The following is a 25,552-nucleotide window of genomic DNA, read 5'->3' on the forward strand; positions in this document are numbered from 1 at the left end:
AAAATTAAAGAAATTAGTCTGAATATGCAAAAATAGATTTAAGTTGGCCGTATGGGGTGATACGGTGATAGGAATGCAATTCGTTGGTTGTTTCCTGAACAGGTACTCTTGTGGCCGAATGCCTGCAAGCAGTCGATTTTGTTGACATCTCCGATTGGCGTATCGGAATCCTGAACCGGTTACTGATGCCGATTACCATTTCGTTTTTGATCGTGCTGTCTATCTTCGCGACGGTGTGCGATTTGACAGCCGGCAGCCTGAAGATCGACGCCAGCGGCGGGGCCAATATCGATATGGCCGTAAAATGCGAGCAGATCGTAATCGGAATGTCGGGCGGCGCGCGCATTACGGCTTTCGGCGAAACCGGGGCTCTGAAGGCTTCCGGGTCGGGCGGCGCGCATTTGGAAGCGGTCGGACTGAAGGCAAACGACGTTACGCTGGGAGGTTCCGGCGCGGCGGGGTTGCGAGTATGGGCCGTTCAGAACCTGAGCGTTTCCAGCCTGTCCGGCGCGGCGACCGTGCGGTATAAAGGCGATCCGCGGATCGGCACGCTCCAGATCGACCGGGGGTCTTTCGGAAAATTAAATCCTTAAAATCGGCTTCCTGCGCCGGTGCGGCGCGGATTTCCCGCCCGAACGAAACCGCTGGGGTTTCGCCGGGCGGTTTTTATTCCCCGAACAGGCTGTCGACGAATTCCCTGCGGTCGAATACCTGCAGTTGGTCGATCCCTTCGCCGACGCCGATGTAGCGCACCGGGATTTTGAACTGGTCGCTGATGCCGATCACTACGCCGCCTTTGGCCGTGCCGTCCAGTTTGGTGATCGCGAGGGCGGTGACGCGCGTGGCTTGCGTGAATTGTTTCGCCTGTTCGAAGGCGTTCTGGCCCGTCGATCCGTCGAGCACCAGCATCACTTCGTGCGGCGCGTCGGGAATCACTTTGGCCATAACGTTGCGGATCTTGGTCAACTCGTTCATCAGGCCGATTTTGTTGTGCAGCCGTCCCGCCGTGTCGATCAGTACGACGTCGGCGTCGTTCGCTACGGCGCTACGCAGCGTGTCGAAAGCCACCGAGGCCGGGTCGGAACCCATGTCCTGGCGGATCATCGTGACCCCGGCGCGTTCGGCCCAGACGGCCAGTTGGTCGATCGCGGCGGCGCGGAACGTGTCGGCGGCGCCGATATAGACTTTTTTACCGTCGTTTTTCAGTTTCGAAGCCAGCTTGCCGATCGTGGTCGTTTTGCCGGCCCCGTTGACGCCGACCACCATGACCACGTATGGCATACCGTTGCGTTTCTCGTAGGAGAAGTTCTCCTCGCCGGCGCTTTTATTCTCTTCGAGCAGGGCCGTGATTTCGGTGCGCAAGATGCGGTTCAGTTCCGCGGTGTTCATGTATTTGTCTTCGGCGACCCGTTTTTCGATCCGTTCGATGATCCGTACGGTGGTGTCGACGCCGACATCCGACGTGATCAGCACCTCTTCGAGGTTGTCCAGCACCTCTTCGTCGACCTTCGACTTGCCGGCCACGGCCCGCGCCAGTTTCGAGAAAACCCCTTCTTTCGTCTTTTCGAGCCCTTTGTCGAGGTCTTCTTTATGCTCCTTTTTTGAAAAAATATTGAACAGTCCCATAATCGTACGCTATTTGATGATATGCATGGGCCCCGGGAGACTCGGGGGATGCGCCCTACAAAAATACAAAAAGCTCCTTACAGTTAAGAAGCTTTTTGTAATAAGACGGAAAATCGCTTATTTTTTTGCGAAGAAATCTTTGATCTGATCGTTCAGCACTACTTCGGTTTTGAAGGAGTAGGCTCCGGTCTTTTCGGATTTCACCATCTTAATACATTTCGTGTGCGCTTTACCGGCTCCGGTCTTCAGCGTCGCAACTACTTTCTTTGCCATGATTCAAACCTTATTTAATTTCGCGGTGGATGGTTACTCGTTTCAGGATCGGGTTATACTTTTTACGCTCCATCCTGTCGGGCGTGTTTTTCTTGTTTTTGGTCGTGATATACCTTGACATTCCCGGAAGCCCGCTCTCTTTCTGTTCCGTGCACTCAAGGATAACCTGAACCCTGTTACCTTTTTTTGCCATTTTCTGCTTCGATTAATAATTAATAGACCGATTTGGGCGCAGCGGCGCTTTTCAGGGCTGCGGACAAACCTTTCTTGTTGATGGTTTTCATGCCTGCGGCAGTCACTTTAAGGGTGATCCACCGGCCTTCTTCTTCGTTCCAGAAGCGTTTCGTTTTCAGATTCGGATTAAAACGCCTCTTGGTTTTTTTGTTCGAGTGCGACACGTTGTTGCCAACCTGAGCCGTTTTACCCGTGATTTCACAAATTTTCATAGAATTCGTTTTTTTACATTACTCCAAAAGGATCGCCAAAAATACGAAATATTCTCCGAATAAAAAAATACGGCGGTAAAAAAACAGGGCGTTTCGTACGAAGCCGTAAAGATAACGGGAAATGCGGAGATGCGCCGTTTCGGACGGCGGCGGTCAATAATTTTTTCGGGACGGAACGGAATGTCGTCCGAAATGCGTATTTTCGTGTGACGAATTCAAATAAAAAATACGTATGAAACGAATCATTTTGCCGTTGTTGGCGCTGTTGGCATTGGGCACGGGCCGGGCGATCGCGCAGCAACACAACCCGTTCGAAGGCGGAAAACTGCCGTTGATACCTTATCCGGCCGAGGTGCGGGTCGGGGAGCGCGATTTCGATCCCGGGGAGCGGCTTACCGTCCGGGTGTGTTCCGGCGACGAGGAAGATTTTTTTGCCGCCGCGACGTTGACCGACGAACTGGAAAATATCCGCACGGTCGTAAGAAAGTCGCGGTCGGGCGTTAAGGGGGCCGTGATGCTGACGCGTCCGGGGCTGAACCGTCAGGCCGACGAACGCTTGAAACAGGCGGGGTTGGAACTCGCTCCGGATTTTAATCCGGAAGGGTATGTGCTGTTGGCCGACGGGCAGGGCGTGATCGTTTCGGCCAATACGGCCGCCGGCCTGTTCTATGGCGTGCAGACGCTACGCCAACTGGTCTATCCGTCCGGCGACGGATACCGGGTGCGGGCGGTCGCCGTGCGCGACGCTCCGGCGATGCGTTATCGCTGGCAGCAGGACGACTGGAGCCGCGGGCCGATTCCGACGCTGGAATACGCCAAAAAGCAGGTGCGCATTTTGTCAGAATATAAAATCAACGGATACAGTATCTACGCCGAAAACCTATACCAGTCGAAGTCGCATCCGGCGATCAACCCGTACGGCGGCACGATCACCCCGGAGGAGATCGCCGAACTGATCGATTACGCCGCACGTTACCATGTCGAGATCATCCCGCAGCAACAGACCTTCGGGCACCTGCACTATGTGTTGCGGCAGGAGCGTTACGCCGACCTCGGCGAAAAGCGCGGCAGCCAGATACTGAGTCCGACCGAACCGGGGGCGTACGATTTTATCGGCGACTACCTGGGCGAGATCGTGCCGATGTTCACGTCCGAGTTCATTCATATCGGTTGCGACGAGACGTTCGAACTCGGACGCGGCAAAAGTAAAGAGTCGGTGGCCGGGTCGTCGCACGCCGACGTTTACCTGGGACATCTGAAAAAGGTGGCCGCACTGCCCGCGCTGAAGGATAAAAAGTTGTTGTTTTGGGGAGAGATCGCCGTCGAACATCCCGAGAAACTCGATCTGCTGCCGTCGAACGTGATCGCCGTCGCGTGGGACTACCTGCCCCGGGATAGCTACGAGACGTTCTTGAAGCCGTATGCCGACAAACACTTCGCCACGTTCGTCGCGCCGTCGGCTTTCTACGGCGGGCGCGTTTTCCCGGATTACCTGTCTCACATGAAGAATATCCGTAATTTCGTCCGCGACGGGCAGAAATACGGCTCGATGGGGATGCTGAACACTTCGTGGGACGATATGGGCGAAGACTTGTTCGATATGGGTTGGTACGGCGTGGTTTACGCCGCCGCCTGCGCCTGGCAGTACGGCGAGTCGGATCTCGACCGCTACCGCGATGCGTTTGATTGGGCGTTCTATCGCAATTCGGACGGGCATCCGTTCGCCGACGGAATTTGCAAGTTGGCCGACGTGCACGGCCGCGTCGGGGCGGTCAACTTCGAGATGGCTTACACTTCGCCGTTCACCGAAGCCGGCGTGGCGTTGCAGAATCACTTGCAAAATACGGGGGCGTGCCGCGAGATGCGCTTGTGGTGCGAGGATGCTTATACGCAGTTCAGCCGCGCGCGCGACCGGGTCGCGCTGCACGGTTCGACGGTCGATGCGCTGTTGTTCGCCGCCCGGCGGATGGATTTCGTGTTTCACAAGGCGCTGTTGGCCGGCGAGATGTCCGACCTGTACGATGCGTTCGTCCGCGACGACGACAAGGGATATGCGGTCAATACGGCGTTGTACGACCTGATTATGCCGTACGCCAGCCGCCTCGGATCGCTGAGGGACATGACCAAGGAACTGAAACTGTTTCACCGCGATCTGTGGCGCGGCGAAAACCGTCCGATTCACTGGGACGTGGCGGCGATCCGCTACGACCGTATGCTGTTGGAATGGGAGCAGCAGTACGACCGTATCCAGCTCGACCTGCAACAGCAGGGGCGCGACGGGAGTCACCTTCCGCGCGAGCAGGTCGGTTTCCGTTTCGACAGGCCGCAGCAATAAAACGCCGGCGGGAAATTTCGAACGGCGCGGATATTTCGTCCGCGCCGTTTTCATATCCGGCTACGCTTTGCATACGCGTTCCGCAAAGGGAATTCTAAATGTGTTTCGCTGTTTCGCAGGCTATTTTATTGCAACGGCATTTGTTTTGCGCCTCTTTTCGAGTTCTTCGTTGCGTTGCATGATTTTTCGGATCTCCCGGTCGAGCCGGGCGGTTTCCTGTTGCAGGGCGAATGTCTGTTCGTGCAGGAATTGATTGTCCTGGGCGATCGGCGTCGCGCAGGGGCCGTGTTTCGGAAAGATCGGTTGGCTCATTGTTCCGGATTTTATTTCACCCGCCTCCCGGTGAAGTGCATAGGAAGACGTGAGGCTGCATGACCGATCCGGTTTGAGATCCTGGGTATCCGGAACGAATAAGCGCATACAGTTCACGCTTTAAGTATGCACGAATGTACGGATACGTCCCGTGTCGAGATCGATCCCGGATACAAAAGATTTCACGCAGGAAAACGGCCGTTTCACATACGGCATACTCCCGGCGTGAGCCCGTGCCTATCGCCCTGTTCCTTTGAAAGTTCCCGATTTTCAGGCCGAAACAATATCACGACGTCTTTCAACGCGTGAGTACTACAACAGCAATGAAATAATCCGAATACACAAGCGGTTACGGGCGGCTTCAGTACCGGATCGTCCACAGTCCGTTTCCCGGAGCGCCGCACAGGCGCAGCCTGAGCAGATTGATCGCGTTCGACGACGCGCGTTCGATGTTCTGGCTCCTCAGCGATCCGAAAACCATCCGGATCGAATACGTCTCATCGGGGCCTGAGACGGCCATCCAGACGGTGCCGACCGGTTTGTCCGGCGTTCCTCCGGTCGGGCCGGCGATGCCGGTCGTCGCGATCCCGTAAGTCGCTCCGGTCGCCTTGCGCACTCCGGCCGCCATCTGTTCGGCCACCGGTCGGCTGACCGCTCCGCAGCGGTTCAGGTCGTCCGCGTTCACGCCGAGCAGGGCCGTCTTGACGTCGTTCGAATAGGCTACGACGCCTCCCCGGAAGTAATCCGACGCTCCGGGCAGCGCCGTAAAGCGGTGGGCGATGTTGCCGCCCGTACACGATTCGGCGGCGGCGACCGTTTCGCCGCGGCCGCGCAGCAACTCGCCGACGGCGCTTTCGAGCGTAGCGTCGCCGTAACCGATGATCCGGTACGGGATCGCTTGGTCCAGCAATGCGAATTGCCGGTCGATTTCCGCCGCGGCCTGCTGTCCGTCTACGTCGTAGGCCGACAGCCGCAGGCGGATATTCATCGCGCTGGGCAGGTAGGCCAGGTGCAGGTAGGCGGGCAGCGCGTTTTCCCAGTCGGCGATCGTTTCGGCGAGGATCGATTCGGCCAGTCCGTAGGTGATCGCCGTTTTGTGTACGATCGCGTCGAATCGGAAATGTTCGTACAGCCGCGGCAGCACTTGCTCGCCGATCAGCGTTTTCATTTCGAACGGGACGCCCGGCAGCGATACGAGCACTTTGCCGTCCCGCTCGAACCACATGCCCGGAGCCGTTCCGCAACGGTTCGGCAGGACGGTGCATCCGTCCGGCACGAGGGCCTGGCCCTGATTCAGTTCGTTGAAGTCGATGTGCCGTACGGCAGTCATCGCGCGCACCTGCTCGTAGACGGCCTCGTTGCGTACCAGTTTCATGCCGAACAACCGGGCCAGCGTATGTTTGGTGATGTCGTCCTTGGTCGGGCCGAGACCGCCGGTGCAGATGACGATGTCGGAGTGCGACAACGCTTGCGTGACGGCTTCGGAGATAGGTTCGGCTCGGTCGGATACCGAAGTGATCCGGTGGATTTTGATTCCGGCCGCGTTCAGCTTTTCGCCGATCCATGCCGAGTTGGTGTCGACGATCTGTCCGATCAGAATTTCGTCGCCGATGGTAATGATTTCTGCTTGCATCGTTTCTCTGATCCCGAATCCGGGATTTTTTATGATTATACGGTTTAAAGTCGTTCGGCCGATTCCGGCGGACGTTGTTCGGAACGTTCCCGCCGCCGGCGAAACGTCCGGCAAAGATACGGCTTTATCGGTAAATTCGTTCGGACCGTTGCGGCCGAGACTGCGGATCGGCTGATTTTTTCGATAAATTTCCGGAGTCGCCGGCTGCGGTAAAGGAGCGTCGGGCGGCGTTCCCGGCTCCGCTCCGCCCGGATTTCGCCCGCCGTCGGGTTTCCGGCGGCCGTTTTCGCCCGGCATTTTTTCGAAACCGGTTTCCGGAACGTTCGTCGTAAATCGAAACGTTCCGCCTTTTCGAGCGGAACGTTTCGCATACGGTAGGGATTAGCGTTGTCCGGATTCCGATCGGGTTTCCGTTTTCGTCTTGCTCTCGGCTTCCTGCTTCAGTCGCTTGCAGATACGTTTGACGAATTGCGGACCGTTGTAGATAAAGCCGGTATAGATCTGGATCAGGCTGGCGCCGGCGTTCAGCATCGCTACGGCGTCGTCCTCGGTCATGATGCCGCCCACGCCGATGATCGGGAAGCGACCTTCGGTTTTTTCGTGAATGTAGCGCACCACTTCCAGCGACCGTCGGGTCAGCGGACCTCCGCTGAGTCCGCCGTTGCCGATGGCTGCGACCGTGGCCGGATCGGTTTCGAGTCCGTCGCGGCGGGTTGTCGTGTTTGTCGCGACAATGCCGTCGAGTCCCGTTTCGACCAGCACGTCGATCATGTCGTCGATCTGCGCGTCGGTCAGGTCGGGCGATATTTTCAGCAGGATCGGCCGGTACTGGTTCTGTCCGCGCCTGAAGTCGATCAAACCGCGCAGGATCAGGTTCAGGTTGTTCTTGTCTTGCAGGCTGGTCAGGTTCGCGACGTTCGGGCAGCTGACGTTGATGATGAAATAGTCGACGTATTGGTACAGGTTGCGAAACAGACGCAGGTAGTCCGCCGGAGCGTCTTCGTTGCGCGTCTGCGTGTTTTTGCCGAGGTTGCCGCCGATGATCTGGTGCGGACGGCGGTGGCGCAGGTTGCGGACGGCGTTTTCCATCCCTTGGTTGTTGAAGCCCATCCGGTTGATCAGCGCGTTGTCTTCGGGCAACCGGAACAGGCGCGGGCGCGGATTGCCCGGCTGCGCTTTCGGGGTGACCGTTCCGATCTCGGTGAATCCGAATCCGAGCGAGAGCAGCTCTTTGTACACTTCGGCGTCCTTGTCGAAGCCGGCGGCGATCCCGACCGGATTTTGGAACCGGATGCCGAACACTTCCCGTTCCAACGACGGATGTCTGACGGCGCAGAAGGCTCTCAGTAGCATACGTGAACCGGGAATGTAATGAATCACGCGCAGTGCGGTGACGATGATCCGATGGATGATTTCCGGGGGAATCAGGAACAGGATCGGACGGATGACTTTCTTATACATAATTAATCAGGCGGCCAGAATTTCTGCAAAAGTAGGAATAATTTTTAAAATAACGGGCATTCCGGAAGCAATTCCGGGCAAAAGTACGTCGCCCGCAACATTTTCATTATGAATCGGATCGTTTAGAAGAACTCGGTGCGGTAGTCGTAGTTGTTGCGGATGTTTTCGAATGCGGAAGGCGCACTGCGCAGGCGTTGCGTCTCGGCTTCGATCCGGAAATAGCGCGGCATGGTTTCCCGCATCCGTTCCCATGTGATGTTCGGGTCGGCCCGGCTCGGGGTTACCTGCGGAGGATACCAGCCGTTCAGGGGGAATCCGAAAAATTCGCTGACGGCTCGTACGGCCGCCGCCGTTCCGGCGGCTTTTCCCTGGATCGAGTAGCCGGCGATGTGCGGCGTGGCGAACGTGGCCAGGCTTAGCAACGTCGGGTGGATATCCGGCTCGTTGTTCCAGGTGTCGACGACCGCGTGCGACAGCCGTCCGCTTTGCAGCGCGCCGATCAGCGCCTCGTCGTCGACGATCTTTCCCCGGGACGTGTTGATGAATATCGCCCCCGGTTTGATCGCTTCGAAAAAGGAGGCCGAAGCCATTCGCAGCGTCGGATAGTTTCCCGTGCGATTCAGCGGAACGTGACAGGTGACGATGTCGGCCTGCGGCAACAGTTCGCCGAGCGGCAGGTAGTCGTCCTGCGGGTTCCGTTCGGCCTTCGGCGGGTCGCAGCGCAGCACTCGGAAGCCGAACAGCTCGCCGTATTCGGCGATCAGCGACCCAACGTTTCCTACGCCTACGACGCCCAGGGTTCTGTCTGCGGGCGACCATTCGTCCCGGACTGCGAGGGCCGCGAGGGCCGCCATGACGTATTGCAGCACCCCGCGCGCGTTGCATCCCTGGGCGGTCGCGATCGCGATGCCGTGCCGGGAGCAGTATTCCGAATCGATGTGGTCGTGGCCGATTGTGGCCGTGGCGATCAATCCGACCGGCGTGCCGCCGAGCAACCGTTCGTCGCAGTGCGTGCGCGTCCGCACGACCAGAGCGTCGGCCCGGGCCGCGTCGCAGTGCGAAATCTCGCTGCCTTTGAGATATTGCACGCGGGCGTAGGGTTCCAGCACGCCTTTGAGAAAGGGAATGTCGCAGTCGGCCAGCACGTAAGGTTTTGCGTTCATCTTCCAGCTTATTGTTTCCGGGGCAAATGTAACAATAACTTTGGAATCGCCGTCCGGATTTTCGCAAAGGCTTGTTTTTACGGCTTGTTCCGGCTCCGGCAGCGACGGAATCCGGCATCGGGCGGACGAATCGTGAAAAAACCCCCGCCGCAGCTACTGCGACGGGGGTTACCCAACTTAATGTATGATTATGAAAAAAACTACCCGATCTCCGTTTCACAACGATAATCGGAAATCTACATTAGTAACGCGGGCGGATTGGCGGATATTGTCCGGATCGTTCTTTTTGTCGGAAGAAAAACGGTAACGGGTTGGATTTCAAAATTCGGAAAAAAGCCTTTTCCCGGAAATCCGGTATTTTTATCTATTTTTGTCCGTGCGGGCCGGTCGTTTGCGGGCCGCTTAATTTCGAAAAACGTGGAGAAAACAGATTTTGATCCGAACGCTCCGGGCGTGAATAACGGGCGCTATTTCGGACTTCCTTTTACGCCGGAGCAGGCTCGACTGGTGCTGATGTCCGTTCCGTGGGACGTGACGACCTCTTACCGCGAGGGGACGGCCGGCGGTCCCGATGCAATCCTGGACGCTTCGTTGCAGGTCGATCTGTACGACCTGCACAATCCGGACGGTTGGCGGCAGGGAATCGGGACGCTGCCGGTCGGCGATACGCTGGAACTGCGCGGTAAAAAATTGCGGGAAGAGGCTCGGCGGGTGATCGAACACTGGGAATCGGGCGGTACGGCCGGAGAATCGGTGCGCCGCCGTATCGCGCGGGTCAACGAAGGTTCCGCAAAACTCAATGCGGAAGTGTACGACGAGGCCTGCCGATGGCTGGACGCCGGTAAAAAGGTGGGGTTGGTCGGCGGCGACCATAGCGTCCCGCTCGGATTGATCCGCGCGGTGGCCGAGCGTAATCCGGGCGTCGGCGTACTGCATGTCGACGCTCATGCCGACCTGCGCCGGGCTTACGAAGGATTTACCTATTCGCACGCTTCCATTATGTATAATGTGTTGAACGAAGCGGCCGGAGTGTCGGCTCTGGTGCAGGTGGGCGTTCGCGATCTCTGCGACGACGAGGCGCGCCTGGCCGCGGCGGATGCGCGTGTCCGCCTGTTCGACGATTACGCGCTGTCCGCCGCGAAGTTCGGCGGCGAAAGTTGGAGTGCCGTGTGCGACCGGATCATCGCCTGCCTGCCCGAAAAGGCGTACGTCAGTTTCGATATCGACGGGCTCGCGCCGGAGTATTGCCCGCATACCGGAACGCCGGTTCCGGGCGGACTGAGTTTTGCCGAAGCGGTTTACCTGCTCGACCGGCTGACCGCTTCGGGTCGCGAGGTGGTCGGGTTCGACCTTTGCGAGGTGGCTCCCGATCCGGCCGGCGACGATGACTGGGACGCCAACGTCGGCGCGCGGATGCTCTATAAACTGTGCAATTTTGCGTTGCGGAGCGGCAAATAGGAGGTTTTGGTATCCTGTTTGCGGTAAGGCTCTGACATTTTGCCGTTTTGCAGCGGCGTTATTTTATCGATTCGACAACGGATTATGACGAGGGCCGTTACTTTCAGACGCAAGCGGAATTTTTTTGTCCGCCACGAAAAGCACCACCGTTTCATGCATAGCCCCTGGGCGGGCGGCGTGATTTTGGTCGCGTTCGCGGTGTTGGCCCTGATTCTGGCCAACATTCCGCAAACCGCCGGGGTCTATCACCACCTGCTTGAGAGCCATCTGACCGTCGGGTTCGACCATTTCCGGCTCAGCAAGCCGCTCGAAGCGTGGATCAACGACGGGTTGATGGTTATTTTCTTTTTCTATGTCGGCTTGGAAATCAAACGCGAGATCATCGCCGGCCAACTTTCCGGGGTGCGCCGCGCCGCGCTTCCGGTGGCGGCGGCGATCGGAGGCATGGCGGTGCCTGCGCTGATTTACGTGCTGATCAACCGGAGCGGCGATTTCCTGTCGGGGTGGGGGATCCCGATGGCAACCGACATCGCATTCGCGATCGGCATCCTGTCGCTACTCGGCAACCGGGTTCCGGTTTCGCTGAAGGTGTTCCTGATGGCGCTGGCCGTAGTCGACGACCTCGGCGGCATTCTGGTAATCGCCGTTTTCTATTCGACCGACATCCAGGTCGGAATGCTCGTGGCGGCGGCCGTCGTGTTCGTCTTCATGATCCTGCTGAAGCGGCTGAATGTTTACAAGATGCGCTATTACCTGATTCTCAGTATCGTGATGTGGATTCTGTTTCTGTATTCGGGGATTCATGCGACGATCGCCGGCGTGCTGATCGCGCTGACGATTCCGTCTACGCCCCGTTTTACGAAACGTTATTTTTCCTACAAGACGCGGTATTACCTGCGTTCGTTCCGCCGGCACGACCGCGAAGGAGTGCAGGTGCTGTCGAACCGCAAACAGCTCGAAGACATCGAGATGGTGCGCTTGGTGGCGACCAATGCGATCAGCCCGTCGCAACGGCTGGAATATGCGCTGCACCACGTCGTCTCCTTTTTTATTATGCCCGTTTTTGCGCTGGCCAACGCCGGGGTCGCGATCAGCGGATTCGGCGACTTGCGCGTGCTGTTGGAGCCGCTGGGGATGGGAATCTTTTTCGGATTGGTGGTCGGCAAGCCGCTGGGCGTATTTCTGTTCAGCCGGCTGGTCGTATGGCTGAAATGGGGAGAATTGCCGCAGGGAGCTACCTGGGCCGGGGTTTTCGGCGTTTCGTGCCTGGCGGGGATCGGATTTACGATGTCGATTTTTATCAATAACCTGGCCTTTGCCGATCCGGCGACGGTGAGTAACGGCAAAATCGCGATTCTGGTGGCGTCGCTGGCCGCCGTGATCGTCGGGTTCGTTTTTACCCGCACGATGGTGAAACGGAAGGAAAAACCGGAAGATTGAAAATATTTGCCCGAAAATGCGGCGAAAATGGTGCATTATTCGCTGAATTTGTTTAAGTTTGCGACTCGTATACGGCTACTGAAAACGTGGCACGGTTTTGAAGACGATTCTGATTATTAATTTATAGTTCTAAAAAAATGAAAAAAGTTGTTATTTTAAGCGGTGTAGCCGCCCTTTTCCTCGGCGCCTGCACCTCGACCGGCGGAGGCAGCCTCAAATCGACCGAAGATTCGCTGGCCTATGCTATGGGCCTGGATATGGGCAGCTATATCCAGAACATGGATACGATGTTGGACGCCAACCTGAATCTGGCGGTGATCGCAAAAGCGATGCAGGACGTTGCCAAGAGCGATACTTCCGTGATGAGCAAGGAGGCCGCCTATAACTTTATGCGCGAATACTACACGGTGGTTAAACCCCGTAAAGACAGTATCGCCAGCGCGGAATTCATCGCCGAAGCCGAAAAAGGAAGCAACGTGAAGAAGACCGCTTCGGGCCTGCTGTACGAGATCGTTGAAATGGGTGACGAGAGCGTGAAACCCGATTCGGCTTCGACCGTACGCGTACTCTACAAGATGACCGACCGCAAAGGAAAGGATCTGCAGAATACCTATGACAGCAAGGATACCGCCAACATTACGTTGAAGGGCGTAATCCCGGGTTGGGCCGAAGGTATGCAGTTGGTAGGCAAAGGCGGCAAAATCAAACTGTGGCTGCCGTCCGAACTGGCTTACGGCAAACAGGGCCGCGGTCAGATGATTCCCGCCAACTCGGCATTGTACTATGAAGTCGATCTGATCGACGTGATTCCTGCGGATTCGGCTACGAAATAATTTTTCGCTCCGAGCAGAGAGATCCGGGAAGCGTGTAAACGCTTCCCGGTTTTTTATCGGTTTCTTTGAAAAGGGGCGGCGGTATTTCGCGGCGGCTATTTGACGATGATCGTCGTCAGGATGTCGCTGCCGACGGCCCGGTTGATCGCCTCTTTGAGCGCCGCGCGCTGCATGAAGATCTCGTTGCGGACGACCGACGAACTGAGGTAGACGAACAACCGTCCGCCCGTCTTGATCTCGAGCCGGACGGTATACGATGCGACGATGTCTCCGACCACGCGCGGCCACACGTCCGGAATCCGCGCTTCGGCTATTTTGCGGGCGATCGTCGGCGTGGACGTGAAAAAATCGTTCAGCGCATCGCCTATCCGGATCGGATCGCGTCTTCTCATGCCGTTCGGATTTCGCCGTCGGTTACGTTGAACAGGGTGTACCGGCATCCGTTGCTGTGCAGTACGTTTTCGAGCCGGACTTTGTTGCAGTCGGTAATGAAGATCTGACCGAAACGTTCGCTGGTCACGATGCGGATCAACTGTTCGACGCGCTGCATGTCGAGCTTGTCGAAGATGTCGTCCAGCAGCAGGATCGGCCGAACCGGACTGTGGCCGGCTATCAGATCGAACTGGGCCAACTTCAGCGCGATGAGAAACGACTTCTGTTGTCCCTGGGAACCGTATTTGCGCAACGTATAGTCGCCGAGGGTCATACGTAGGTCGTCACGGTGCACGCCGCGCGTAGTGTATTGGTTCGCCCGGTCTTGTGGCTGCGCATCGCGCAAGATTTCATCGAACGGCAGTTGGTTCAGTTCCGACCGGTATTTCAGTTTGATTTGTTCTCGGTCGCCGGACAGTGCGGCGTAATATCGCGCTACGTGCGGCGCCAGTTCGTCAATCAGTTGTTTGCGCCTTGCGTTGATATCCGTTCCGAGAGCCGCCATCTGTAGATCGATCACTTCCATTATTTCGGAAAAGTTCGGCGTTTGCTGCGCCTTGAGCAGTTTGTTCCGTTCGGCGAGCAGGTGGTTGTACCGCACCAATGTCGCGAGGTATTTCCGGTCGAGCTGCGAAATGAGACTGTTCATGTACCTGCGCCGCTCCTCGCCCGATTCGTTGATCAGCGCGGTGTCCGACGGGGTGACCATCACCAGCGGGATCAGTCCGAAGTGATCGGACAGCTTTTCGTACTCCTTCCCGCCGCGGCACAACTTTTTCTGAGAATTTTTTTTGTACGAGCAAACGATGTGCTCGCTGCGATCTTCGGACGTCCGGTAAACGCCGTCGATCAAAAATGCGTCCGCACCGTGGCGTATGCACTGCGAATCGGCAAAATTGAATCCGCTTTTACCGACCGACAGGTAATGTACGGCGTCGAGCAGGTTGGTTTTGCCGGTTCCGTTGTCGCCTACCAGGCAGTTGATCTGCGGCGAAAGCTCGATATGGGCTTCCGCAATGTTCTTGAAGTCGATCAGCGACAGTTTGTGGAGGTGCATAAGGTTGTTTTTACGTTCCCAAAGATACTTAATTTTCGGGAATATTCCGCGGCGCGCGGTTTTTTGCTTCCCGGATGCCGACGGGAGGATTTTGCGGGCGTCGCTCCGGAGGCGGGCAAAGATAAAAAAGATGCCGAAATAGTTTTAATTTCCCTAAAAAAGGTTACTTTTGCATTTCGTAAGTATGTAAATTTTAATTTTTGAATCGATTATGGTACAAAACAAACCGCAGGCCGAAAAAGATCCCGAGGTAGCCATCGCATCGGCGATCGGTCGCGTCGAGGCTTTTATCATGCGAAACAGCCGGTCGCTGCTGACCGCTTTGGGAGTCGTTATCATCGTGGTGGGAGGTTTCTTCGGATATAAATACCTGGTCGCCGTTCCGCGGATGGAGAAGGCTTCGGCGATGATGTTCGCCGCCGAGCAGCAGTTCGCCCAGGATTCGTTCAAACTGGCGCTGAACGGGGACGGTAATTTCGCCGGTTTCCTGCAGGTGATCGAAAAATACGGTTCGACCGGAACGGGCAACGTAGCCAGGCATTACGCCGGAATCTGCTACCTGCGCCTGGGACAGTACCAGGAAGCGCTGGACTACCTGACTCAGTACAAAGGCTCGACCGACGACGTGCCGTCCGCTTTGCTGGCCGCGCAGAACTACGGACTGCGGGGCGACGTTTATGTCCAGATGGGCGATTACGCCGAGGCTGCCAAGTCGTATGAAAAAGCCGTCGCCACGAGCAGCGATCCGCTTACGGCGCCTTACTACCTGAAAAAAGCCGGCGAAGTGTACGAAAAGCTCGGCGACAATGCCAAGGCGCTCGCGGCGTACGAGGCGGTCGAGGTCGATTATCCGACCAGCATGGAGGCCCGCGATATTCAGAAATACATCGGGCGAATTCAGCAGCAGTAACCGTTTACGGAATCCATAAACCGAAAGGTTGCTGTGTTGTACGGCAACCTTTTTTGACTTAAACTATAAATAAAAGATATGGCGACGATTCATAAAAATTTGTCGGAAATAGGAACGGAACTGCCCTCGGCGGCGGATATGAGGATCGGCATCGTGGTGTCGGAGTGGAACGAGCAGATCACCGGCGCGTTGCTCGAAGGAGCGGTGCGTACGTTGAAAAACGCCGGGTGCGACGAACAGAATATCGAAGTGAAACGCGTCCCCGGGACGTTCGAACTTTCCCTCGGAGCGCAGTTTTTCGCCGAGTACACCGATGTGGACGGCGTGATCGTGCTGGGCTGCGTGATCCAGGGCGAGACGCGGCATTTCGATTATGTGTGCCAGGGCGTTACGCAGGGCGTTACGCAGTTGATGCTGTCGTGGAACATGCCGGTGGCCTTCGGGGTGCTGACGACTGAGAATTTGCAGCAGGCCATCGACCGTGCCGGTGGAAAGTACGGCAACAAGGGGGACGAAGCCGCCGCTGCGGTCATCAAGATGATCGCTTTGCAGATAGAGATGGAGCCCGAAGAGACCGAAGCCGACCGAAAGAAGATCAACTAATCAGCCTGAAGGTTTTTAGCGTACCGCCAGCCGTTGCCGCCATGCGGTTTCGTCGAAGCCGACCAGCACGAAGTCTGCGGCGACCAACAACGGGCGTTTGACCAGCTTGCCGTCGGAGGCGAGTACGGACAGCAACTCTTCGCGGGTTGCTGTTTCCATTTTTTCTTTCAGGTTCAGTTCCCTGTATTTCAGCCCGCTGGTGTTGAAGAATTTCCGGATCGGCAGTCCGCTGGCGGGAATCCATGCGGAGAGTTCCTGCGCGGTCGGGTTTTGCAGCGTGATGTCGCGCGCTTCGACGTCGATGCCGTTCGCCCGCAGCCATTTGGCGGCTTTGATGCAGGTGCCGCACTTTGGATAGTGAAGAAACAGGTATTTCATGACGTTCCGTTTTTTTTGAAGTACGGACAAATTTAGGAAATTTTTCCGGGCCGCGCCGCAGTTTCGGCAACATAAGAGGGAATCCCGCAAATAGCGGGATTCCCTCTTATGTCCGTAACCGGGTTGTTTTATTTCATCATTTTGTCGAGCGTCTTTTTCAGCGAAGTGATGTCGCGCTGGAACGAGATGATGTCTTGCTCGTGTTCCAGTTCGTCTTCGAGGATTTCGACGGCCATTTTGGCGGTTGTATAGTCGATCCCGCTCGTAAAGTCGGCGATGTCCTGGTAGCGCTTGATTGCACAGCGTTCGCCGCGCAGATTCTGTTCGAGAACGGTTTCGATGTACGGGTCGGTCGGCGCTTCGTATTTGCACCGGGCCATTTTCATCCATTGGTCGGGACTGAGCACGGGCGTGCCGCCGAGCTGGATGATCCGATCGATCAGTTTGACGGCGTGCGACAGTTCTTCGTCGGCATGCTTGAGCATTTCCGATTCGATTTCGCTGCGCATCGGGCCTTCCGTGACGCGCGCGCCTACCCAATATTGGTAGTAGGCCAGCCACTCTTCGCACAGGGCGGCGTTAAGCATTTCGATCAGTTTCTGAACATCGAGGTTTAGCACCTCTGCACTTACCTGTTTCATCGTTTTGCGTTTTAGTGATTAATGACGGTTTGGAAACGGTTCGTGCAAATATTGTGCTAAATCGCGGCGGGATTGTCGGAATGTTTCGGAAAAGTCCCGTGTACAGAATAACTTGGCCCGTTCCGGGTGTTCCTATGCGGACGGTTCGTCCCGGAATTCGTATAACTGGTTGCGCAGGCGCGGCACGAAGCCCGCCTCTCGGATCGCCTGCCGGATACCCTGCGCGTCGAAACGATTGTGCGCGCCGGCCGACGAGACGACGTTTTCTTCGATCATGATCGATCCCATATCGTTGGCGCCGCCGTGCAGCGCCATTTGCGCGGTCGCTTTGCCGACCGTCAGCCACGAAGCCTGTATATTGCGGATGTTGTGCAGGACGATGCGGCTGATCGCGATGATCCGTAGGTATTCGAGCGGAACGAACCGGGCGCTTACGCCCTCGCGTTCGAGCTGCGTTCCGCTCGCGCGGAAGATCCACGGGATGAAGGCGATGAATCCGTAGTTTCCGGCCGGACATTCGGCCTGCAGGTCGCGGATTCGGATCAGGTGTTCGATGCGTTGCCGCGGCGTTTCTACGTGCCCGTACATCATCGTCGCCGAGGTCGCCAGGCCGAGGCGGTGCGCGGTGCGCATGACGTCGAGCCATTGGTCGGCGTTCGGTTTGCCGGGCGAGACGGCCCGCCGCACCCCGTTGTCGAGGATTTCGGCTCCGGCTCCGGGCAGCGAGTCGAGTCCCGCGTCGACCAGCCGTCGCAGCGTCGTTTCCGTGTCCAGCCCGCTGATCCGGGCGATGTGGAATACTTCGGGCGCGCCGAGCGCATGCAGTCGGATCTGCGGATAGCGCGTTTTCAGCTCCCGGAACAGGTTTTCGTAAAAATCGATCCCCAGTTTCGGGTGCAGGCCGCCCTGCAACAACAGTTGGTCGCCGCCCAGCGCGAGGGTTTCCTCGATTTTTTGGGCATACTGTTCGATCGTGGTGACGTAGGCCCGTTCGGTCTGGTGCGGCTTGCAGTGAAAATTGCAGAATTTACAACCCGAAATGCAGACGTTCGTGATGTTGACATTGCGGTCGATTTGCCACGTTACCACGTCGCCCGGAACCTGCTTTTGGCGCAGTTCCCATGCGAGTAACGTCAACTCGCCGGTCGGGGCGGTGTCGTACAGCCGCATCGCCTCGCCGGCGGTCAGCGGTTCGAGGGCGAGCGCCTTGCGGTATATTTTTTCGTTGTCCATCGTTTTTTAAATAGGAAAACCGCTTCTCCGAAGAGAAAGCGGTTCTATTTTCCCACGTTGCGTGGCCGTATTATTCCAGCGAAATGGATTCGGTCGGGCAAACGTCGGCGCAGGTACCGCACTCGGTGCAGGACTCGGGATCGATTACATAGACATCCCCTGCGGAGATAGCTCCCACCGGGCATTCGTCGATGCAGGTACCGCAAGCGGTGCATGTGTCTTTACTGATTTTGTAAGCCATTTTCTGTTTGTTTTAAGAGTTCCACGACGCAAATGTATAATTATTCTATATACGAGTCAAGTTAACAACGAATAAATTTGGCGGATTATTGCAGAAACTCCAGGGCGAATACGGCCATCGTGACCACGCCGTAATCCAGCGCTTGTTCGTCCGGGTTGAACGTAGCGGTGTGCAACGCGCCGCCGCATTCGCCGTTTTTACGCGCGGTGCCGAGCCTGAAAAAGAGGCTGGGGTAGCGTTCCGTGTAGGTGCCGAAATCTTCGGCGGTCATCCGCAGGTCGAGCTCTTCGACGTGCTCCTTGCCCCAGAGTTTGGCGGCGATGCTGCGGGCGCGGACGGTCAGCGCCGGATCGTTGACCACGCACGGATATCCTTCCGGGATTTTCACTTCGGCCGTAACGCAATGGGCCGCGGCGACTCCGGCGGCGATCTCGTGAATGCGCCGTTTGGCCTGCGCGCGCCACCGTTCGTCCATCGTGCGCAGCGTCCCGGCGACTTGTACGACCGGCGGAATGACGTTGGTCGCTCCGTTGGCGATGACCCGCCCGATCGACAGCACGGTCGGGATCGTGGCGTTGTTGTTGCGGCTGACCACCTGTTGCAGCGACGTGATCAGCGCGGCGGCGGCTACGACCGGATCGGTCATCGTGTGCGGCAGGGCGCCGTGGCCGCCGGTGCCGTGTACTTCTATCCACAATTCGTCGCTCGAAGCCATGTACTTTCCGCTGCGGAAACCGAGGTTTCCCACTGCCATTTCCGGGGCGACGTGCTCCCCGACGAATGCGACCACCCGGTAATCGCGGAACGGGTCTTCTGCCATGACCATCGACGCGCCTCCGGGGCAAACCTCTTCGCCGGGCTGGAACAGCCCGAACACGGTTCCGGCGATCTCCGATTTGTGCCGGTTCAGCACGAGCAGCGCGCCGAGCAGGCAGGCGGTGTGCATGTCGTGCCCGCAGGCGTGCATCACTCCGTCGTGCCGGGAGGCGCATTCGAGTCCGGTTTCCTCCCAGATCGGCAGCGCGTCCGTGTCGGCCCTGAGCACCACGCAGCGTTGCAGGTCGCCGTGCCCTTCGATGCGCGCCAGGATACCCGTTCCGGCGATCCTGCGGAACAGGATTCCCGCTTCGGTAAGCTGTGCGGCGATGTAATCCGCCGTTTCGTGCTCTTCGAACGACAGCTCCGGCCGGGAGTGGATCGTCCTGCGGACGGTCAATACCTGTTCGGAAACGGCCTTCGCGTGTTTTTTAATCGATTCGTAGTCCATAGGTTCTCGGTTTTTAGAATAACGCGCGGGCGATCTTGACCATGTTGTCGGTCTTTCCCATCGTGTAAAAATGCAGGACGGGAATTCCGGCCGCGATCAGCTCGCGTCCCTGTGCAATGGCCCATTCGACGCCCGCTTCGCGCACTTCGGCGTTGTTGTTACACCGCTTCACCGTTTCGACCAACGCTTCGGGCAGGTCGACATGGAAAATCTGAGGCAGCATCGTGAGCTGGGCTTTCGTCGAGAACGGCTTGATGCCCGGAACGATCGGCACGTCGATTCCGGCCGCGCGGCAGTCGTCGATGAACGACAGGATTTTCGCGCTGTCGAAACTCATCTGCGTGATGATGTACGCGGCGCCGGCGTCTACTTTCTCTTTCAGCCGGCGCAGGTCTTCGGCTTTGTTCGGGGCTTCGGCGTGTTTCTCGGGGTAACCGGCCACGCCGATGCAGAAATTCGTGTTGTGGCACTGTTCGACCTCGCCGTCGATGAAAACGCCTCGGTTCATCCGTTCGATCTGCTCGACCAGCTCCGACGCGTGCAGGTGTCCGTCCGGGTGGTTGCGGAACGTGTGTTCTCCTTTCAGATTGTCTCCGCGGAGCGCCAGCACGTTTTGTATTCCCAGGAAGTCCAGGTCGATCAGGGCGTCTTCGATGTCGTAGCGCGACTGGCCGCCGCAGATCAGGTGCGGGATGACGGTCAGGCCGTACCGCTGCATGATGGCCGCCGAAATGCCGACCGTCCCCGGCCGCCGGCGTACCGTGTGCCGTTCGAGCAGACCGTTTTCTTTTTCGACGTATTTGACGTCCTCGCGGTGGTAGGTGACGCTACAGAAGATCGGGGAGAATTCCATAAGCGGGTCGATCGCTTCGAACGTGCGCTGTGTTCCGTCGCCTTTGAGCGGCGGCAGCAGTTCGAACGAGAAACGGGGTTTGCCTTCCGCGCCGGCTTTTCGTATGATGTCGGTAATGTGCATGAAATAGGTTTTTAATTTCGCTATGGCGCTACCGCAGGTGCTGCGGCATGATTGTTTTCAGTTTTTCCGGATCGACGTTCCTCCTTGCCGCGTAATCGGCGAGTTGTTCGCCGTCTATCTTGTCTATCGAGAAGTTACGGGCCTCCTCGCAGCCGAAGATCAGGCCGCAGGTCGATTCGCCGGGCGTCATCATGTACGATTCGGTCAGCGCGATGCCGGTCGCTTCGGTCACCCGCATCAGCCGGAAGATGTCCTCTTTCATCGAGTGATCCGGGCACGAGGGGTAGCCGAATGCCGGGCGGATACCCCGGTACCGTCCGGCGAACAGCTCTTTCGGCGTGAATGCGTCCGGTTTTTCGTATCCCCACAGTTCGGTGCGCACCCGCCGGTGCAACGTTTCGGCGAAGGCTTCGGCCAGCCGGTCGCCGAGCAACTTGGTCATGATGGCGCGGTAGTCGTCGTTGTCGCGGCGGAAACGTTCGGCCAGTTCGTTCAGACCGATGCCCGCCGTTACGGCGAACGCGCCGACGTAGTCTGCTATTCCGCTGCCTGCCGGAGCGACGAAGTCGGCCAGCGACAGGTTCGTTTCGTCGTCGGGTTGTTGGTTGCGCAACTGCGGCAGCCGCAGGAGTTCCTGCCGCCGGCTGTCGTCTGCGTACAGCACGATGTCGTCGCCGTCGCCGGTCGCCGGGTAAATTCCGACGACGCCGTTGGCCCTCAGCCATTTGTTGTCGATGATTTGCTGTAATAGCTCCTGCGCGTCAGCGAACAGTTTGCGGGCTTCTTCGCCTTTGATCGGGTCGTCCAGCAGGGCGGGGTAGCGTCCGGCCAGTCCCCAGCCGGCGAAAAAGTAACTCCAGTTGATTAGTTTCGCGATTTCGTCCAACGGGTAGTCCGCGAAAACGAAACGTCCCGTGCGCGCGGGCCGCGCGATCCGGCTCGTGTCGATTCTCAGTGCGCGGGCGCGGGCTTCGGCGAGCGTGCGGTAGGTTTTGCCGCTCTCTTTGCGGACGAACTCTTCGCGCAGCCGCTGCTGCTCTGTCCGCAGGTTCCGCAAAAAGTCTTCGCGGTGCGCCGAATTCAGTTCGCCGAGTATCCGCACGTCTTCCGACGCGTCTTTGACGTGGATCACCGGGCCGCTGTACAGCGGGGCCAGTTTGACCGCCGTGTGCATGTCCGACGTGGTGGCGCCGCCGATCAGAATCGGGATCTTCAGGCCCATCTGTTCGACCGAGACGATTACTTTGGCCATCTCCTCGAGCGACGGGGTAATCAGTCCGCTGAGTCCGATCACGTCGGCCTGCCATTTCGAGGCGGCGTCGGCGATCCGTCCCGTCTCGACCATCACGCCGAGGTCTTCGATCTGATAGCCGTTGCAGGCCAGCACCACCGAGACGATGTTTTTGCCGATGTCGTGCACGTCGCCCTTGACCGTCGCCACGACGATCCTCCCGGCCGATGCGGCGCGTCCTTCGCTGCGCTCCTGTTCGATGTAGGGAGTCAGCACCGCGACGGCGCGTTTCATCACGCGGGCGCTCTTGACCACCTGCGGCAGGAACATCTTTCCGCTGCCGAACAATTCGCCGACCCGGTTCATGCCGTTCATCAGCGGCCCTTCGATCACGGCCAGCGCATTGCCCAGCGACCGGTAGGCTTCTTCGGTGTCTTCGTCGATAAAATCGGTGATTCCTTTCAGCATGGCGTGCGCCAGCCGTTCGTCGACACTCCCTTTGCGCCACTGTAGCCGTTGCGTATCGTCGGACACGGTGCCGCTTTTATCCTTGAGTTGCTGTGCGTATGCGGTCAGCCGTTCGGTCGCGTCGGGACGCCGGTTCAGCACGACGTTTTCGCATAGTTCCAGCAATTCGGAAGGAATTTCGCTGTACACCTGCAGCATCGACGGGTTGACGATGCCCATGTCCATCCCTTCGGCGATCGCATGGTACAGGAATACCGAATGCATCGCCTCGCGCACCTTGTTGTTGCCTCGGAACGAGAACGACAGGTTGCTGCCCCCGCCGCTGACCTTCGCATACGGACAGTTGGCCTTGATCCAGCCGCAGGCGCGGATGAAGTCGATGCCGTAGCCGTCGTGTTCTTCGATACCGGTGGCTACCGACAGCACGTTGGGATCGAAGATGATGTCTTCGGCCGGGAAGCCGTTTTCGGTCAGCAATTTGTAGGCGCGGCCGGCGACCGCGATTTTCCGTTCGAAAGTATCGGCCTGACCCTGTTCGTCGAACAGCATTACGACGGCCGCCGCTCCGTAACGGCGGATCAGTCCGGCCCGGTGCAGGAACTCCCGCTCGCCTTCTTTCAACGAGATCGAGTTGACTACCGATTTACCCTGCACGCATTTGAGCCCCGTTTCGAGCACTTCCCATTTCGACGAGTCGATCATGACCGGGACCCGTGCGATGTCCGGTTCGGACATCACGAGGTTCAGGAAGTCGCGCATCGCCGTCGGGCCGTCGATCAGCCCGTCGTCCATGCAGATATCGACGATCTGAGCGCCGCCTTCGACTTGCTGCCGCGCTACGGACAGCGCTTCTTCGTATTTTTTTTCACGGATCAAGCCGGCGAATTTGGCCGATCCGGCCACGTTCGTCCGTTCGCCGACGTTGACGAAGTTAGCTTCGGGCGTGATCCGCAGCGTTTCCAGTCCGCTGAGCGTAGTTACGTGCTCCGGTTCCGGGATTGCGCGCGGCGTGTATTTCGATGCGACTTGCGCGATGGCGGCGATGTGTTCCGGCGTCGTGCCGCAGCATCCGCCGACGATGTTCAGCAGGCCTTTGTCCAGGTAGGTTCCGATCGTTGCCGCCATCATTTCGGGCGTTTCGTCGTAACCGCCGAAGCCGTTCGGCAGTCCGGCGTTCGGGTGCGACGATACGGCGCACCCGGCGACCGCCGCCAGCCGTTCGATGTAAGGCAGCATCAGTTCGGCGCCGTAGCCGCAGTTCAGTCCTACCGAAAAAGGATTCGCATGGGCGATCGAAGCGTAGAAAGCCTCGATCGTTTGCCCGGACAGCGTCCGTCCGCTGGCGTCGGTGATGGTTCCGGAGACCATCACCGGAATCCGTCTTCCGCGTTCGGCGAAAGTCTCCTCGATGGCGAACAGCGCGGCTTTCGCGTTCAGCGTGTCGAAGATCGTCTCGATCAGCAGCACGTCCGCTCCGCCGTCCAGCAGACCGCGCACCTGTTCGGCATAGGATGCCCGAAGGTCGTCGAACGTCACCGCCCGGTAACCCGGATTGTTGACGTCCGGCGAGATCGACGCCGTGCGATTGGTCGGGCCGATCGAACCGGCTACGAAGCGCGGTTTCGATGGATTGCGGAGCGTATAGCCGTCGGCGATTTTGCGGGCCAGCGCCGCCGCCGCCCGGTTCATCTCATAAACATACGCCTCGAGCCCGTAATCGGCCATCGATACCGCGCTGGCGTTGAACGTGTCGGTCGAGATGATGTCGGCTCCCGCTTTGAGATAGGCTTCGTGGATTTCGGCGATCACTTGCGGACGGGTCAGCACGAGCAGGTCGTTGCACCCTTTCAGCAGGATTTTCCAATCTGCAAAACGCGTTCCGCGGTAATCCTCTTCGCTCAGGCCGTAGCCCTGTATCATCGTTCCGAGTCCGCCGTCGAGGATCAGGATTCGGCGCGCGCTCTGGTCGTGTATCGAAAATTTCAGCATACGTAAATTGTGGAGTCGGCCCTACTTCGGATGGACCGAAATTTCGAATAGTTTGTTCCAGTTTTTGCCGGTGACGAAAATCCGGCCCGTTCTGGCGTCGTAGGCGATGCCATTCAGCACGTCGGTCGCCGGCGTGACGTCCGCTTCGGAGAGCAGTCCGCTCATGTCGATCGCTCCGGTCACCGCGCCGGTCTGCGGGTCGATCCGGATGATGGTGTCGGTCATGTAGACGTTGGCCCAGATTTCGCCTTTGATCCACTCCATCTCGTTGACGTAGGCTACCTTGCTCTGGTCGGTATAGACTTCGATCGTGCGTATCCGCCGGAAAGTTTCCGGGTCGAGGACATAAATTTTTTCGCTGCCGTCGCTCATATACAGGTGCTTCCCGTCGGTGGTCAGTCCCCAGCCTTCGCCGCTGTAATCGAATTCGCCGACTTTGTCGAACGTTTCCAGATCGTAGACGAACGCCTTGTTGTTTTGCCATGTCAGTTGGTACAGCTTGCCGTCCAGCAGCGCGAGGCCTTCGCCGAACAGGTTGTCGTCCAGTTTTTTGGTGACGACCGGCCTGCCGGTGGCGAGTTCGACCCTGCGTACCGACGAACGTCCCTCGAGGCCGGTGCTTTCGTACAGCGAGCCGTTGTGCCACAGCAAGCCCTGCGTATACGAGTCGGCGTTGTGCGGATATTGCCTGAGCACCTTGTGTCCGTACAGTATGGGCGCTTTTGCGGCCAGGATGGTAAATTCGCCGGTGCGGCTGTCGCTGTCGCCGTCGCGGTAGGCGGTGATTCGGTAAACGATCCGTCCGGTGGGGTGTTTCCCGTCGGTGGCATACACGTAACCCGCCGTGTCGAGCGCCGTCACGCGGCTGCCGCCGATCGACAAAACGACGCTATCGACTTCCGCGCCGAGTTCCGCTACGATCCGCTGCGATTCCCCCTGCGTGACGTAGGTGCCGTACAGCGGCGATACGCTGCGTATCAGGCCGGCTTTTTTCTTTTCCGTCTGTTCCCGTTTCTTTTCAGAAACGCCGTCGGCTTTCGCTCCTCCGGTTCCTACGCATGCGCTTAACAGGCAAAACAGCAGTACGACCAGCGGCGATATGTTTTTCCGGATGTCCATAAATTATGAATTCACAGGTTACAAAGG

At 58.0% G+C, this 25,552-nt stretch carries 25 protein-coding genes; 7 read left to right on the forward strand and 18 right to left on the reverse strand.

From position 1 onward, the window contains the following. The first annotated feature begins 185 nt into the window (after positions 1-185). A complete protein-coding gene (locus C1A08_RS07525; protein ID WP_145996537.1) occupies positions 186-593 on the forward strand; it encodes a GIN domain-containing protein in 408 nt (135 codons plus the stop codon). 73 nt (positions 594-666) lie between these two features. On the opposite strand, the gene ftsY is transcribed toward C1A08_RS07525, so the two are convergent. The 4 genes from ftsY to rpmB form a co-directional block, all read right to left on the reverse strand. Further along, positions 667-1,626, reverse strand: coding sequence for a signal recognition particle-docking protein FtsY (gene ftsY, locus C1A08_RS07530; protein WP_055204690.1), 960 nt, complete (start codon positions 1,624-1,626; stop codon positions 667-669). A gap of 117 nt (positions 1,627-1,743) precedes the next feature. Next, complete coding sequence (locus C1A08_RS07535; RefSeq protein ID WP_081032587.1) at positions 1,744-1,899, reverse strand: DUF4295 domain-containing protein; 156 nt, start codon at positions 1,897-1,899, stop codon at positions 1,744-1,746. Between the two features lie 10 nt (positions 1,900-1,909). Next, positions 1,910-2,092, reverse strand: coding sequence for a 50S ribosomal protein L33 (rpmG, locus tag C1A08_RS07540; RefSeq protein WP_019245673.1), 183 nt, complete (start codon positions 2,090-2,092; stop codon positions 1,910-1,912). Positions 2,093-2,111: 19 nt separating this feature from the next. Then, positions 2,112-2,345 (reverse strand): 50S ribosomal protein L28, encoded by a 234-nt coding sequence (rpmB, locus tag C1A08_RS07545; RefSeq protein WP_055204692.1) that lies wholly within the window; start codon positions 2,343-2,345, stop codon positions 2,112-2,114. A gap of 232 nt (positions 2,346-2,577) precedes the next feature. Between rpmB and C1A08_RS07550 the strand changes: the two genes are divergently transcribed. After that, positions 2,578-4,680, forward strand: a complete 2,103-nt coding sequence (locus C1A08_RS07550; protein WP_101572509.1) for a beta-N-acetylhexosaminidase — start codon at positions 2,578-2,580, stop codon at positions 4,678-4,680. Between the two features lie 120 nt (positions 4,681-4,800). On the opposite strand, the gene C1A08_RS07555 is transcribed toward C1A08_RS07550, so the two are convergent. From C1A08_RS07555 to C1A08_RS07570, 4 genes are all read right to left on the reverse strand, one after another. After that, positions 4,801-4,992, reverse strand: coding sequence for a hypothetical protein (locus C1A08_RS07555; protein WP_101572511.1), 192 nt, complete (start codon positions 4,990-4,992; stop codon positions 4,801-4,803). 361 nt (positions 4,993-5,353) lie between these two features. Then, complete coding sequence (locus C1A08_RS07560) at positions 5,354-6,625, reverse strand: competence/damage-inducible protein A (protein ID WP_101572737.1); 1,272 nt, start codon at positions 6,623-6,625, stop codon at positions 5,354-5,356. A gap of 381 nt (positions 6,626-7,006) precedes the next feature. Further along, complete coding sequence (locus C1A08_RS07565; protein WP_101572513.1) at positions 7,007-8,086, reverse strand: quinone-dependent dihydroorotate dehydrogenase; 1,080 nt, start codon at positions 8,084-8,086, stop codon at positions 7,007-7,009. A gap of 122 nt (positions 8,087-8,208) precedes the next feature. Next, on the reverse strand, positions 8,209-9,249 hold the full coding sequence (locus C1A08_RS07570) for a 4-phosphoerythronate dehydrogenase (protein WP_055204700.1): 1,041 nt from the start codon (positions 9,247-9,249) through the stop codon (positions 8,209-8,211). A gap of 417 nt (positions 9,250-9,666) precedes the next feature. On the opposite strand from C1A08_RS07570, the gene C1A08_RS07575 reads away from it, so the two are divergent. From C1A08_RS07575 to C1A08_RS07585, 3 genes are all read left to right on the forward strand, one after another. Beyond that, a complete protein-coding gene (locus tag C1A08_RS07575; RefSeq protein WP_101572739.1) occupies positions 9,667-10,707 on the forward strand; it encodes an agmatinase family protein in 1,041 nt (346 codons plus the stop codon). A 153-nt stretch (positions 10,708-10,860) separates the two neighbouring features. Continuing rightward, positions 10,861-12,147, forward strand: coding sequence for a Na+/H+ antiporter NhaA (nhaA, locus tag C1A08_RS07580; RefSeq protein WP_257937068.1), 1,287 nt, complete (start codon positions 10,861-10,863; stop codon positions 12,145-12,147). A gap of 137 nt (positions 12,148-12,284) precedes the next feature. Continuing rightward, positions 12,285-12,980, forward strand: coding sequence for an FKBP-type peptidyl-prolyl cis-trans isomerase (locus tag C1A08_RS07585; RefSeq protein ID WP_055204703.1), 696 nt, complete (start codon positions 12,285-12,287; stop codon positions 12,978-12,980). 95 nt (positions 12,981-13,075) lie between these two features. Here the strand turns inward: C1A08_RS07585 and C1A08_RS07590 are convergent, their stop codons facing one another. Then, positions 13,076-13,372 (reverse strand): DUF721 domain-containing protein, encoded by a 297-nt coding sequence (locus C1A08_RS07590; protein WP_101572517.1) that lies wholly within the window; start codon positions 13,370-13,372, stop codon positions 13,076-13,078. Further along, a complete protein-coding gene (gene recF / locus C1A08_RS07595) occupies positions 13,369-14,469 on the reverse strand; it encodes a DNA replication/repair protein RecF (protein ID WP_055204707.1) in 1,101 nt (366 codons plus the stop codon). The genes C1A08_RS07590 and recF overlap by 4 nt, the downstream gene beginning before the upstream one ends. Positions 14,470-14,680: 211 nt before the next feature. Between recF and C1A08_RS07605 the strand changes: the two genes are divergently transcribed. After that, positions 14,681-15,379: a tetratricopeptide repeat protein gene (locus C1A08_RS07605; protein WP_101572521.1), complete on the forward strand. Its 699-nt coding sequence runs from the start codon at positions 14,681-14,683 to the stop codon at positions 15,377-15,379. 78 nt (positions 15,380-15,457) lie between these two features. Then, the gene (ribH, locus tag C1A08_RS07610) at positions 15,458-15,982 is read left to right on the forward strand and encodes a 6,7-dimethyl-8-ribityllumazine synthase (RefSeq protein WP_055204711.1); all 525 of its coding nucleotides are present in this window, start codon (positions 15,458-15,460) and stop codon (positions 15,980-15,982) included. 15 nt (positions 15,983-15,997) lie between these two features. On the opposite strand, the gene C1A08_RS07615 is transcribed toward ribH, so the two are convergent. The 8 genes from C1A08_RS07615 to C1A08_RS07650 all read right to left on the reverse strand — a co-directional run bounded on the left by C1A08_RS07615 (position 15,998) and on the right by C1A08_RS07650 (position 25,525). Then, on the reverse strand, positions 15,998-16,360 hold the full coding sequence (locus tag C1A08_RS07615) for an arsenate reductase family protein (RefSeq protein ID WP_055204713.1): 363 nt from the start codon (positions 16,358-16,360) through the stop codon (positions 15,998-16,000). 128 nt (positions 16,361-16,488) lie between these two features. Beyond that, on the reverse strand, positions 16,489-17,001 hold the full coding sequence (locus C1A08_RS07620; RefSeq protein ID WP_055204716.1) for a ferritin-like domain-containing protein: 513 nt from the start codon (positions 16,999-17,001) through the stop codon (positions 16,489-16,491). Between the two features lie 132 nt (positions 17,002-17,133). Then, a complete protein-coding gene (mqnC, locus tag C1A08_RS07625; protein ID WP_101572523.1) occupies positions 17,134-18,234 on the reverse strand; it encodes a cyclic dehypoxanthinyl futalosine synthase in 1,101 nt (366 codons plus the stop codon). A gap of 70 nt (positions 18,235-18,304) precedes the next feature. Then, positions 18,305-18,475, reverse strand: coding sequence for a DUF362 domain-containing protein (locus C1A08_RS07630; RefSeq protein WP_055204719.1), 171 nt, complete (start codon positions 18,473-18,475; stop codon positions 18,305-18,307). Positions 18,476-18,560: 85 nt separating this feature from the next. Further along, entirely contained in the window at positions 18,561-19,742 is a 1,182-nt protein-coding gene (locus C1A08_RS07635) for a M20 metallopeptidase family protein (RefSeq protein ID WP_055204722.1), read from the reverse strand. 13 nt (positions 19,743-19,755) lie between these two features. Continuing rightward, positions 19,756-20,718 (reverse strand): methylenetetrahydrofolate reductase, encoded by a 963-nt coding sequence (locus tag C1A08_RS07640; protein ID WP_101572525.1) that lies wholly within the window; start codon positions 20,716-20,718, stop codon positions 19,756-19,758. A gap of 28 nt (positions 20,719-20,746) precedes the next feature. Then, positions 20,747-24,406: a methionine synthase gene (metH, locus tag C1A08_RS07645; RefSeq protein WP_101572526.1), complete on the reverse strand. Its 3,660-nt coding sequence runs from the start codon at positions 24,404-24,406 to the stop codon at positions 20,747-20,749. A 21-nt stretch (positions 24,407-24,427) separates the two neighbouring features. Next, positions 24,428-25,525, reverse strand: coding sequence for a glutaminyl-peptide cyclotransferase (locus tag C1A08_RS07650; protein WP_101572528.1), 1,098 nt, complete (start codon positions 25,523-25,525; stop codon positions 24,428-24,430). Between the last annotated feature and the right edge of the window lie 27 nt (positions 25,526-25,552).

Origin of the sequence: Alistipes sp. cv1, assembly GCF_900240235.1 — a bacterium.
GTDB classification, from domain to species: domain Bacteria; phylum Bacteroidota; class Bacteroidia; order Bacteroidales; family Rikenellaceae; genus Alistipes_A; species Alistipes_A hominis.

Excerpts from the sequence above, each read along its gene's own strand:
- C1A08_RS07525 (WP_145996537.1), top strand. The coding sequence starts at position 186 with ATGCCGATTACCATTTCGTTTTTGATCGTGCTGTCTATCTTCGCGACG.
- ftsY (WP_055204690.1), bottom strand. The coding sequence starts at position 1,626 with ATGGGACTGTTCAATATTTTTTCAAAAAAGGAGCATAAAGAAGACCTC.
- C1A08_RS07535 (WP_081032587.1), bottom strand. The coding sequence starts at position 1,899 with ATGGCAAAGAAAGTAGTTGCGACGCTGAAGACCGGAGCCGGTAAAGCG.
- rpmG (WP_019245673.1), bottom strand. The coding sequence starts at position 2,092 with ATGGCAAAAAAAGGTAACAGGGTTCAGGTTATCCTTGAGTGCACGGAA.
- rpmB (WP_055204692.1), bottom strand. The coding sequence starts at position 2,345 with ATGAAAATTTGTGAAATCACGGGTAAAACGGCTCAGGTTGGCAACAAC.
- C1A08_RS07550 (WP_101572509.1), top strand. The coding sequence starts at position 2,578 with ATGAAACGAATCATTTTGCCGTTGTTGGCGCTGTTGGCATTGGGCACG.
- C1A08_RS07555 (WP_101572511.1), bottom strand. The coding sequence starts at position 4,992 with ATGAGCCAACCGATCTTTCCGAAACACGGCCCCTGCGCGACGCCGATC.
- C1A08_RS07560 (WP_101572737.1), bottom strand. The coding sequence starts at position 6,625 with ATGCAAGCAGAAATCATTACCATCGGCGACGAAATTCTGATCGGACAG.
- C1A08_RS07565 (WP_101572513.1), bottom strand. The coding sequence starts at position 8,086 with ATGTATAAGAAAGTCATCCGTCCGATCCTGTTCCTGATTCCCCCGGAA.
- C1A08_RS07570 (WP_055204700.1), bottom strand. The coding sequence starts at position 9,249 with ATGAACGCAAAACCTTACGTGCTGGCCGACTGCGACATTCCCTTTCTC.
- nhaA (WP_257937068.1), top strand. The coding sequence starts at position 10,861 with ATGCATAGCCCCTGGGCGGGCGGCGTGATTTTGGTCGCGTTCGCGGTG.
- C1A08_RS07585 (WP_055204703.1), top strand. The coding sequence starts at position 12,285 with ATGAAAAAAGTTGTTATTTTAAGCGGTGTAGCCGCCCTTTTCCTCGGC.
- C1A08_RS07590 (WP_101572517.1), bottom strand. The coding sequence starts at position 13,372 with ATGAGAAGACGCGATCCGATCCGGATAGGCGATGCGCTGAACGATTTT.
- recF (WP_055204707.1), bottom strand. The coding sequence starts at position 14,469 with ATGCACCTCCACAAACTGTCGCTGATCGACTTCAAGAACATTGCGGAA.
- C1A08_RS07605 (WP_101572521.1), top strand. The coding sequence starts at position 14,681 with ATGGTACAAAACAAACCGCAGGCCGAAAAAGATCCCGAGGTAGCCATC.
- ribH (WP_055204711.1), top strand. The coding sequence starts at position 15,458 with ATGGCGACGATTCATAAAAATTTGTCGGAAATAGGAACGGAACTGCCC.
- C1A08_RS07615 (WP_055204713.1), bottom strand. The coding sequence starts at position 16,360 with ATGAAATACCTGTTTCTTCACTATCCAAAGTGCGGCACCTGCATCAAA.
- C1A08_RS07620 (WP_055204716.1), bottom strand. The coding sequence starts at position 17,001 with ATGAAACAGGTAAGTGCAGAGGTGCTAAACCTCGATGTTCAGAAACTG.
- mqnC (WP_101572523.1), bottom strand. The coding sequence starts at position 18,234 with ATGGACAACGAAAAAATATACCGCAAGGCGCTCGCCCTCGAACCGCTG.
- C1A08_RS07630 (WP_055204719.1), bottom strand. The coding sequence starts at position 18,475 with ATGGCTTACAAAATCAGTAAAGACACATGCACCGCTTGCGGTACCTGC.
- C1A08_RS07635 (WP_055204722.1), bottom strand. The coding sequence starts at position 19,742 with ATGGACTACGAATCGATTAAAAAACACGCGAAGGCCGTTTCCGAACAG.
- C1A08_RS07640 (WP_101572525.1), bottom strand. The coding sequence starts at position 20,718 with ATGCACATTACCGACATCATACGAAAAGCCGGCGCGGAAGGCAAACCC.
- metH (WP_101572526.1), bottom strand. The coding sequence starts at position 24,406 with ATGCTGAAATTTTCGATACACGACCAGAGCGCGCGCCGAATCCTGATC.
- C1A08_RS07650 (WP_101572528.1), bottom strand. The coding sequence starts at position 25,525 with ATGGACATCCGGAAAAACATATCGCCGCTGGTCGTACTGCTGTTTTGC.